This is a genomic window from Capnocytophaga sp. oral taxon 863 str. F0517 (assembly GCF_000466425.1).
In the GTDB taxonomy this organism is placed as follows: domain Bacteria; phylum Bacteroidota; class Bacteroidia; order Flavobacteriales; family Flavobacteriaceae; genus Capnocytophaga.
The window spans coordinates 1-9,468 of record NZ_KE992107.1; the positions used below are offsets into that span (position 1 = coordinate 1).

Annotated in this window: 12 protein-coding genes; all 12 read right to left on the reverse strand. The window is 41.4% G+C overall.

Annotated elements, in window-relative coordinates; all coding sequences use genetic code 11:
- A partial coding sequence (locus HMPREF1551_RS03535; RefSeq protein WP_021627664.1) for a pentapeptide repeat-containing protein occupies positions 1–494 on the reverse strand: 494 nt, incomplete at its 3' end.
- A 158-nt stretch (positions 495–652) separates the two neighbouring features.
- Positions 653–940, reverse strand: coding sequence for a helix-turn-helix domain-containing protein (locus tag HMPREF1551_RS03540; protein ID WP_021627665.1), 288 nt, complete (start codon positions 938–940; stop codon positions 653–655).
- Entirely contained in the window at positions 937–1,221 is a 285-nt protein-coding gene (locus HMPREF1551_RS03545; protein ID WP_174688419.1) for a helix-turn-helix domain-containing protein, read from the reverse strand. Before HMPREF1551_RS03545 ends, HMPREF1551_RS03540 begins: the two co-directional genes overlap by 4 nt.
- A 93-nt stretch (positions 1,222–1,314) precedes the next feature.
- The gene (locus HMPREF1551_RS03550) at positions 1,315–1,746 is read right to left on the reverse strand and encodes a TraQ conjugal transfer family protein (RefSeq protein WP_021627667.1); all 432 of its coding nucleotides are present in this window, start codon (positions 1,744–1,746) and stop codon (positions 1,315–1,317) included.
- Positions 1,747–1,765: 19 nt separating this feature from the next.
- Positions 1,766–2,335: a conjugal transfer protein TraO gene (locus tag HMPREF1551_RS03555; RefSeq protein ID WP_231374952.1), complete on the reverse strand. Its 570-nt coding sequence runs from the start codon at positions 2,333–2,335 to the stop codon at positions 1,766–1,768.
- A gap of 5 nt (positions 2,336–2,340) precedes the next feature.
- Positions 2,341–3,252 (reverse strand): conjugative transposon protein TraN, encoded by a 912-nt coding sequence (traN, locus tag HMPREF1551_RS03560; RefSeq protein WP_009744753.1) that lies wholly within the window; start codon positions 3,250–3,252, stop codon positions 2,341–2,343.
- 94 nt (positions 3,253–3,346) lie between these two features.
- Positions 3,347–4,750, reverse strand: coding sequence for a conjugative transposon protein TraM (gene traM / locus HMPREF1551_RS03565; protein ID WP_021627670.1), 1,404 nt, complete (start codon positions 4,748–4,750; stop codon positions 3,347–3,349).
- Complete coding sequence (locus tag HMPREF1551_RS03570) at positions 4,713–5,018, reverse strand: TraL conjugative transposon family protein (RefSeq protein WP_021627671.1); 306 nt, start codon at positions 5,016–5,018, stop codon at positions 4,713–4,715. The genes traM and HMPREF1551_RS03570 overlap by 38 nt, the downstream gene beginning before the upstream one ends.
- Positions 5,015–5,638 (reverse strand): conjugative transposon protein TraK, encoded by a 624-nt coding sequence (gene traK, locus HMPREF1551_RS03575; protein ID WP_009389087.1) that lies wholly within the window; start codon positions 5,636–5,638, stop codon positions 5,015–5,017. The genes HMPREF1551_RS03570 and traK overlap by 4 nt, the downstream gene beginning before the upstream one ends.
- A 29-nt stretch (positions 5,639–5,667) precedes the next feature.
- Entirely contained in the window at positions 5,668–6,654 is a 987-nt protein-coding gene (gene traJ, locus HMPREF1551_RS03580) for a conjugative transposon protein TraJ (protein ID WP_009389084.1), read from the reverse strand.
- A gap of 11 nt (positions 6,655–6,665) precedes the next feature.
- On the reverse strand, positions 6,666–7,295 hold the full coding sequence (locus HMPREF1551_RS03585) for a DUF4141 domain-containing protein (RefSeq protein ID WP_021627672.1): 630 nt from the start codon (positions 7,293–7,295) through the stop codon (positions 6,666–6,668).
- 40 nt (positions 7,296–7,335) lie between these two features.
- On the reverse strand, positions 7,336–9,468 hold a 2,133-nt coding region (locus tag HMPREF1551_RS03590), incomplete at its 5' end, for a TraG family conjugative transposon ATPase (protein ID WP_021627673.1).

Consider the following 9,468-nt stretch of genomic DNA (forward strand, 5'->3'; position numbering starts at 1 on the left):
TTAGCCCCCTTAAAATCAACGATAAAAGAGTTTTCTTTAAAGACAGCTTTTGAAAAATCTCCACTATAGAACTCTGTTAAACAAAAATCAATCTCATCTCCTCCAAAAGTTACTTCTCTAAAAGAAATAGACTTAAAATCACTTCCTCTAAAAATAGATCTTTTAAAAGAAATATCAGAGAGAAAAGATGATTTATCAAATTCTGTTTGCTCTTCAAAAATACAATTATCAAACTCCATTTGCTCTTCAAAAATACAATTTTGAGCATCAATAGAATTTGTGAAAACTCTATGATGTAATCTTATTCCTTCCTTAACAAATAACACCCCTTTATAGCCTCCCTCCCAATGATTTCTCACATAATGAATCAAATCAAAGAGAATCTCTGAAGGAAATTTAGAAATACATATCTTTGTCGCCTTAACTTCTTTACCATCCTCTTTATCTACAGAAGGGGTCTTATGTATGAAGGTATTAAAGTATCTATTTTTCATAATTTTTTATTTCTATCAACATTTCATAACAAACTACAAAATTACGATTTTTTACCAAATTCTCCAATAAAGAGCTACAAACTCTCTTATGATAGACACGAACGAGACGCTCACGCCAACGAAGGGCTAAATCTGTGGAAACTTTCGTTATATCGAACTCACCATTGTTTATTATAGTTAGCCTCCAAAATCTTTAGAATATCACTTTGTTTAAAGAGAATTTTACCACCAATTTGGATATAAGGAAAAAGCCCGTCATCACGGTATTGCTGTAGGGTTCTTTTGGTGATATGCAGCAGCTCACAGACCTCCTTTCCTGATAGAAATACCTCGCCGTCAAATACAGGACGGAAGTTTTTAAGGATAAAGTCCATTTGCTGTTTAAGGTTTTCAAGCTGACTAAGGTAAGAGCTTAGTTCCTGGTGTGTTTCTGTGAGTAAGTTCATTGGGTTTGAAGGTTAGAGGTTAAAAGCTGTTCTACATCACTACGCTTAAAATAGTTCTTGCGGTGGATGCACGAGAAAGGCAAGAGTTTTTGGTCTTTATAATACTGCAAGGCACGCTTGCTAATGCCCAAAAGCAGACAAACCTCCTGAGAGTCCAACCACTTTTCTTTTTGCCAAATACCTTTGTAAGTATCCATTACCACTTGCAGAGAATTGTTGAGTTGCTGTACGTCTTTTTGTATCTGTTCAAAAACAGATTTTTCTATAACTACTACTTCCATTTGCATTATTTTGCGCAAAGGTAAAACAAAACAAGCCCACTTTTAGAAGTAGGCTTGTTTTGGAAGAGAAAGGAGGATTTTGGCTTTATATCTTTACTCTTTCTTTACATTAAACTCAAAATCAAGTTTTTGTTCATTGCCGAAGGAGTCGCTTATCCAAACGGAGAGAGACTGATTAGCTTCTGAGGCAGAAGTGTAGTAAAGCCTAAACGCTCCTTTGGAGGCAAGTGGATAAACATCATTAACAAGTAAGACTTCTCCTTGTGGAGAGGTACGCAAACTACCTTTTCCCTCATACTGAAAGTAACGAATAAAATAGCGGTTCTCATCGTACTGGTAGGGAGAGCGCAACTCACAACGTATTTCTACCGTATCGGTTTTACCTATACTTTTAGGCACGGGCAATACCTTTACCTCAAAAGGAAAATTTTGTTGTACGTCCAACTCTTTTTTACAAGAGGTGAATAGGCTCACACATAGCATTGCGATGAGTCCTATTACAATTTTCTGATTTATTTTCTTCATCGTATTGTCTTTTTAAAGGTTAAAACATATAACGCAGTCCTACAGTAGCACAGGGACGCAGTAGCTCAAAGGAACTTCCCCACAGAGCTGCTACCTTGCCAGAGCAAAGCACTAAAAAGTGATCACTTAGGTAAGTCTCTACCTGCAAGCCAATTTGTGCGCCATAGAGAAAATTATTTTCGTTCTTTAATAGTGCCCCATCAGGAAGGAGGCTTTTGCTGTGATTGACTACCTCATAGCCCAAAAGAGCTTCTGCTCCTAAGTTCAAAGCCACCGTTTTACTGCTGTCACTGATCAAGGCAAAGCTATAACCTCCTGCACCTATATACCTCTCAACGGGTATATTCAGACTCTTGTAAAGGTACAATCGCCTTTGATATTCAAGGGAAAAATGCTTGTAGTTACCCCTTTTAGCATTGATACTATAGCCCAACTGCACCCCAAAATCATCAGAAAAAGAGGAAGTAAAAGCCTCTACAGGTGCAACCCAAGAGAGTGAGATACCTTTTTGTTTGGGTAACAATCGCTGTGCCTGGGCAATGGAGCCTCCTAAAAAGCACAGACAAATACAAGTGATAATTCTTAGCATTGGCATTAGAATTTAAGGTTAAACTGTTCAATAGGGCGAGCGGCTATAATCTCCTCGTTGGTGATAAGGAACGATTGGTAACGAGAGCCGTTTTTTTCAAAGATTTCTACCCGCAAAACCTTGTCATCAGAGAGGGTGAGTTGGTCTAACATATACACCGAGCGGGCTTCTTTATGCGCCTTTAGTAGCGATATAGGTTGGTATACGCGCAAGGGATCAACGGGCACTTCTTGTACAATGCTCTTTTTGGTAGTCTTCTTATCAATGATTTTAAAAGTGATAAAATCTACTTCAAAAGGCAGGTTAGAGCGATTGGACAATTGCACATCTACATAGAGTTTGCTATTGTGTACATAGATGCCTTTTAGTAGCCATTGTATACCTGCATTCTCCGAACCTATATGCTTGATGTAATTCTTCTTCTGATGATAGATAGACGACATAATAATCTGTGCTACCGCAGGTGATTCCCAGCCTGTATCGGAAAAGAGAATATCTGACTTCACATTGTTGCCTTGGGGCATCCCTCTACCAAAATCAATGGTAAGAGGTTGTGGCGTGGTGTGATAACTTACCTCAAAGCTATAAAAGCCTCCGTCTTGAGTGATGACCGATAGGTTGGTGCTATCGGTAAAGTCTGTTTTAGCTGCCTTTACCCTTAGTACATTCTCGGCATCTTTCACCTTGTCAGCTACTAAGTTTTCACTGCCTAAATCCACATAGCGGATAGAAGCAGGAAAGATAAGATGGGTTGTTTGATCATAAGCCACCTGCAAAGGATAAGGCACTACTTTTCCTGATTGTGCTAAAAGTTCCTTTTTCTCAGTACTGAGAGCTGTGTTTTCCTTTGCCTCATTCTGGGCTTGCACGGTAACAGTAAGCATTGTTACTGATAAAAATAAGTGTAATTTACGCATAAATAAAATGATATTAAGTGTGTTTAATAGGTTGAAAAATAAATAATTGTGTTGTTTTGTGCTTTGTTGTGTGTTTATGGGTTTGTCTGAAAGGCTATTTCTTAGAGATGAGTAGGAGCTGATAACCTGCTTTAACCCTTATGGAAGGCTGTGCAATCTTTTTAGAAAGATAGGACGTACCTCCTTGTACGACCCCTTTGCTCAGCTCTGAGACAATTTGGTCTTTGGCTGAAGAGCTAAAGGTAAAGCTACTCCCTGAACTTTTGCTCATTCCTGCTGCTATTTCTCTAAAGGCATTGGCATCGGAAGAAGCGGGCAGGTATAACCCTTGTTGCCCATCGATGTCGTAGGCAGCTATAGAGACAGGAATCACTTTGCCCTTGTATTCTAAGGATTTTACGGTGAGTAGTAGCCTATCACCACTCACTTTAGCAGAGGCTGTAAGCAGTTCTCCTTTAGGAATGAGTATGCCTGCTACTCGTATAGGTTCTAAAAGTCTTAGCTGCACCCTTGAGTTTTCTCCTAATAGCTGTTCGATATGTGTACAAGCGCGAATGCTATTCTTTAGAATACTACCTTGTGGCTTAAAGCTCTCGCCATTGAAAAAAGCGGTCTGTTGCTCCTTTACCCATTCTTGCAGTGCCTCCTTCTCGGACTGCTTGCGGGGCAAACGACTGACTACCTTTTCCTCTGGAGTATAGACAGGAGCAATGTTTTTACTCTGTTCTGCATTGTCAGCTTCGCTACTATTGTTTCCCTCGCCTTCTTGTGAGCCTGCGCCTCCCATCATTGAGGGGTTCTGTTGTCCTTTAGGCAAATATCTTGAAGCCATTTCATAAGACTTTTCCATCAATGCCATTTGAGCATCTACAGAGGTAGGATCTTGCTTGTTGGAGAGTTGAGACTTGAGTGAGGCTATCTCTTCTTTGAGTCGTTGTTGCTCCTCGTAAGCACTATTGTCTTGGTAGAAACTGCCTAAAGTCTGGTGAATATCGCGATAAGACTGAGCAGAACGCTCAAAGGCATTAGGGGTAGCCTTGCGATAACGTGGAGTGGGTTCTTCCTCCTCGATAGCTTCGGGATATTCCTCGCCTTCGTCTTCTTGCCAATAATCAGACAGCGCATTGAGAGAGGCTTTTTTATCAGCTTCTTTTTCTTCTAAGAGGGCTTCTTCATAGGCTTTTTCCTTATCAGAAGGCAAGAGGGTTTCGGTAGCTTGTGGTATTGCCTCATTGATGCCTACTTGTGTTTGCTCTTGCTCACTTCCGCCACCAAAAAGCAGATACATACAAGCGAGGAAGATTATCCCCATTAGGGCATAGATGACAATTTTCTTGAGTTGTTGTTTTTTAGCAAGGGATTTTTCCTCATTGCGCTCTTGGAGGGCTTTTTCCTCTTCTTCACTGACCAAGAAACTCGGTGTAGAAGAAGGAGCGTTAGCCTTATCTGAGGCAGGGGTATTACCGTTTTGCTCTGGAAGGGGTGTGTTCTTTTCCATTATTAAGTTGTTTAAAAATTAACGAATCCTTTTTTGGGGTATTTCCCTCAGTAGGTACAATAGCCTTGTTGTCAATATGCTGTATGGCAGGGGCTTCGCCTTGGTGGTACTCTTGGTAAGCGTGCCATAGTATAAAAAGAGTAAGTAGCGAGTAGACTGCAAAGGCTAAGAGTACCAAGCGCCTTCTTTGTGAGGGGGAAAGTCCCTGACAATAGCTTTGGGTTTGCTTTTTTAGAGAATGTATCTCTCTTTGGATTTTGGCTATCATCTCTCTACGGTTCTAAGGTCTTTGTTTTCTATTACATTGAACTGTTCGATGATAAACCCTTGAGGGTTATTATCAGAACGCACGGAGTTAATCAACCTGCAGGAGGTAATAAGACTCCTTTCGGTGATGTTGCTAGCACGAGTGATGAACTGTTTGGCAAAGGTTTCCACCTGATAAGGATAGCTATTAAAGTTACAGCGCACGCTATCGATGACTACCCGTTGGAGGATATTACCAGAGATGATGCGGTTGTAATAGCCTTTTTCAGCCAAATCTTTATAGTAGTTAAAGGCAGATTTATCAGCCATAAAGAAGGCACGTTTGGTATTGTCTTCAATTGCTTTTTTATCGGGGGCTAAGTTGAAGAAGAGTTCGTGAAACCTGCGCACGTGTTCTTTAGCCTCGACAGGGCGATTGATTTTCTCATCTTGAGAGAGTGCCAGCATTAGTGATTTACCGTTGTCTAACACATAGATTTTCTCGCGCTGTTTCTCAGCAAAGTAATAGGCATAGCCTACAGCGAAGATACTCACGCCTGAGCAGAGCACTGCAAAGGCTATAGCATACATACGGATTTGTTTGAATCCGTTTTCGATGTTTCTAAAGATTTTAAATTCCATTAATTTTAGTATTCAATTAGACTTGTTTTTTACTTCATTAACCTACCTGTAATATTACCTGAAAGAGAGCCAGCTCCTGCACCTGCTATATTACCTGCATTAGAGGTAGCTTGGTTTACATTTCTACCATAATTGCCCATACCTCCTGCTTGTATAATCCAACCTGCCACAGTAGGAATGGTAAAATAGCCTATAATACCAATGACCATAAAGATAATGTAGGCTGTGTTGGTAGTATCAGGAATGAAACTTGGGTCGGAGAGTTGCTCGATGTCTCGTTGTAAGATAAGGGATTGGATACGTGCTAAAATAGCACTGAACAAATCGGATACAGGAAGCCATAGATAAACACTTACATAACGAGTAACCCATTGTAGTAAGGTAGATTGAAATCCATCCCATACCGAAATGGCAAAGGCTATAGGTCCTAAAATAGACATCACCACAAGAAAGAAAGTGCGTATGGTGTCAATCACTAAAGCGGCTGCTTGAAAGAGCATTTCGAGTAGCTCACGAAACCACGATCGGATGCTTTGCTTGAGGTCATACATCCCTCTTTCAATGTACATTCCTGCCATTACAGCCATATCTTCGGGCATCCAACCTAATTCATCAATCTTTTTGTCAAACTCTTCATCTGAGACGAGATAGGCAGTTTCAGGGTTACGCAATTGTGCTTCTCGCTCTAATCGGTCTTTTTGCTCTTGTAGTTTGTGCAAATCGAGCGTTTGTCCTTCTAAGATGCTATGGGTACCTGTTACCACAGGGCTTAACACTGTATTCATTGTTCCTAACACCAGAGTAGGGAAAAATATCACACACAGCCCTATGGCAAAGGGACGGAGCAAGGGATACACATCCACAGGTTCGGCACGGGCTAAGGCTTGCCATATACGCATTGCCACATAGAACAGTGCCCCTAAGCCTGCCAAGCCTTTGGCTATGGCAGACATCTGAGCTGTTAGGGGCATCATCTCGTCGTATAAAGTACGAAGTATTTGGTGTAGATTTTCCATTTATCAGTCTTTTACCAGTATTTGAGTTCCGTTCCATAGAGTGAGAGTACCTTTTGCGCATCGTTTTGCTTCTTAGCACGTAGATAGCTTACCGAGATGTTTTTCTGGGTGTAGTAGCGTACTAAATTATAGTACTCTTTCACTTCCTTATGCACCTTGTCGATAATGTCCATACGCTCTTTGTCGTTCATAGAGAGTGAGGAACTATTGACAATTTGTCGCAGGTCTTTGAGTAGCTTAGAACTTTCGCCCAAGAGCTTGGAGTAGCCATTGGCAATAGCCGACAACTCTTGAGAGGAGAAGTTAGGGTCTTGGCTCATCTTCTTGAAGTTGGTTACATACATCTTGGAGATGTCGCCCACAAGTAACACTGTTTCCTGTACTTTGCGAGCATCTTTTACCAAGTTATTTACCTTTTTCAGAGCATCGTAATACTCCTTGCCTTGGTTGTAGAGCTTTTCCACCTCTCGGAAGTTGTTGAGCATATTCTTAGCTGTTGAGGAGGTCTGCACTATCTGCTGGGTAGTGTTGATAATGCTCTGAGCAAAATTAGTCGGGTCAGTTACTACCCATTGTGCGCTTAGTTTGGGGCTTGCCAGCATAGCTATAACAAAAAGCCCCGTTAATAACATTTTCTTCATTGACTTTAATTATTATGATTTACGTATGATTATTAATTTATTACAGTCCATTAGCCATTTGTACGATGGCTTTTTCTAAATTGCCGTCTAACTTCTCGGAGAGTTCCATCACTTGGTGTTTTTCGCTCTCTTCAGTGGTGTAGGCAAAGTATTCTTCTCGGCTTACTTCTGTAGCATACACCGCAGAGTGTGTACCTCCTAAGCCTATCCACACTTCTTTGTATTTGCGACGAGAGTCGTTGGAGAGATTGATAGATAGGATTTGCGACTTCTCTTTCTCAGTAAGTCCTAACATCGCTTGGATAGCATCGAACTTGTTCATATACTTACGCTGGTCAAGCAATATCTTGCAATCGGAGTTGTTGATGATAGATTCCTTTACAATAGGTGAATGGATGATATCATCTACCTCTTGGGTTACAATCACTGCCTCACCAAAGAACTTACGAACGGTTTTGAATAGGTACTTGATGTACTCCGCCATTCCTTCTTTGGCAATCGCTTTCCACGCTTCTTCGATGAGAATCATCTTACGAATACCCTTCAGGCGTCTCATCTTGTTGATAAACACCTCCATAATGATGATAGTAACCACAGGAAAGAGTATCGGGTGGTCTTTAATCGCATCAATTTCAAAAACAATAAAGCGTTTGGAGAGCAGGTCTAACTCCTTGTCAGAATTGAGCAAATAGTCATATTCACCTCCTTTGTAATAAGGCTCTAACACATTGAGGAAGTTAGCCAAGTCAAAGTCCTTTTCTCTTACCTGCTTCTCTTGTAGTATGGCTCGGTAGTCATTCTTGATATACTCGTAAAAACCATTGAAAGAGGGCGTGTGCGAGGGATTGTCTTTTACCAATTGCAGGTAAAGGTTCACTGCATTGGAAAGGGCTACCTCTTCCGCACGTGTAGGAGGTTCATTGTCTCGCTTCCAAAGGGTGAGTATCAGTGTTTTGATACTCTCGCGCTTTTCAATGTCAAACACCCCATCATCGGTGTAGAAAGGGTTAAAAGCAATGGGGTTGTCTTCAGTATAAGTAAAGTAAATTCCGTCTTTGCCTTTGGTCTTGTGGTGAATAAGTTCACAGACCCCTTGGTAGGAGTTCCCTGTATCTACTAAAACGATATGCGTTCCTTGTTCGTAATACTGCCTTACTAAGTGGTTCGTGAAGAAGGATTTGCCACTACCCGAAGGTCCTAAGACGAACTTATTACGGTTGGTGATAATCCCTTTTTTCATAGGCTCATCGGAGATATCCAAATGGATAGGCTTGCCTGTGAGCCTGTCGGCCATCTTAATGCCGAAAGGACTGGAAGAACTTTGATAGTTGGTCTCCTGAGTGAAAAAGCACAAAGCGGGCTCTATAAAAGTATAGAAAGTCTCTTCACTGGGGAAGTCGGCAGCATTGCCAGCTATACCTGCCCAATAGAGAGTTGCCGTATCAATGGTGTTATGGCGAGGCTTGCACTCCATTGAAGCCAAAGCGCTACCCACATCGTTTTTAATGCTCCTAAGCTCTTGTGGGTTGTCCGACCACGCCATTACATTAAAGTGCGCTCTGATAGAGGAAAGTCCATAAGAGTGTGCCTCATTGAGGTATTGCTCTATCCATTCTTTGTTGATTTGGTTGCTACGGCTGTATCTTGAAAGCGAGTGCATATTGCGTGCTGATTTCTCAAACTGTCTGAGATTTTCATCGGAATTGTCCAAGAACAGATATTGGTTGTAAATATGGTTACAACTCAGTAGCAAGCCCACAGGAGCTGCAAAGGACAAACGGCAATCGCTCTTATCGGTAGAGAGTCGCTCGTAACGGCTATCGGCTTGTACCTTAGAAGGCAAGTCTTCTGTATCTGATAAGGTATGCACACAGAGTCTTTGGTTACCAATGCGCATTTGCTCGGCAGAGAGGCATATATCTTGCAGGCTCTCTTTCTCATTAGTGGAAAGACTGAGATATTGCTCAAAGAGTCCCTTTTTGTGGGGAGTGCCTATATAGTCCTCTGTTTTTAGCTGACGGAGCTTTATCAGGTTAGAGTCGTTTAAAATACGCTCTAACTGTGCTACCGCTTCCAAAAATTGAGTGGCGTGTTCTCGGTTAGTGAGCTCCTTAGGCAAGAAGTTTCCTTTGCAAAGGGAGGAAAAGTTGCTTTGGGCTCTCATTCGGTTTTT

What these genes read in the sequence shown, in the direction of transcription:
- HMPREF1551_RS03540 (WP_021627665.1), bottom strand. Translation starts at nt 940, where the DNA reads ATGAACTTACTCACAGAAACACACCAGGAACTAAGCTCTTACCTTAGT.
- HMPREF1551_RS03545 (WP_174688419.1), bottom strand. Translation starts at nt 1,221, where the DNA reads ATGGAAGTAGTAGTTATAGAAAAATCTGTTTTTGAACAGATACAAAAA.
- HMPREF1551_RS03550 (WP_021627667.1), bottom strand. Translation starts at nt 1,746, where the DNA reads ATGAAGAAAATAAATCAGAAAATTGTAATAGGACTCATCGCAATGCTA.
- HMPREF1551_RS03555 (WP_231374952.1), bottom strand. Translation starts at nt 2,335, where the DNA reads ATGCTAAGAATTATCACTTGTATTTGTCTGTGCTTTTTAGGAGGCTCC.
- traN (WP_009744753.1), bottom strand. Translation starts at nt 3,252, where the DNA reads ATGCGTAAATTACACTTATTTTTATCAGTAACAATGCTTACTGTTACC.
- traM (WP_021627670.1), bottom strand. Translation starts at nt 4,750, where the DNA reads ATGGAAAAGAACACACCCCTTCCAGAGCAAAACGGTAATACCCCTGCC.
- HMPREF1551_RS03570 (WP_021627671.1), bottom strand. Translation starts at nt 5,018, where the DNA reads ATGATAGCCAAAATCCAAAGAGAGATACATTCTCTAAAAAAGCAAACC.
- traK (WP_009389087.1), bottom strand. Translation starts at nt 5,638, where the DNA reads ATGGAATTTAAAATCTTTAGAAACATCGAAAACGGATTCAAACAAATC.
- traJ (WP_009389084.1), bottom strand. Translation starts at nt 6,654, where the DNA reads ATGGAAAATCTACACCAAATACTTCGTACTTTATACGACGAGATGATG.
- HMPREF1551_RS03585 (WP_021627672.1), bottom strand. Translation starts at nt 7,295, where the DNA reads ATGAAGAAAATGTTATTAACGGGGCTTTTTGTTATAGCTATGCTGGCA.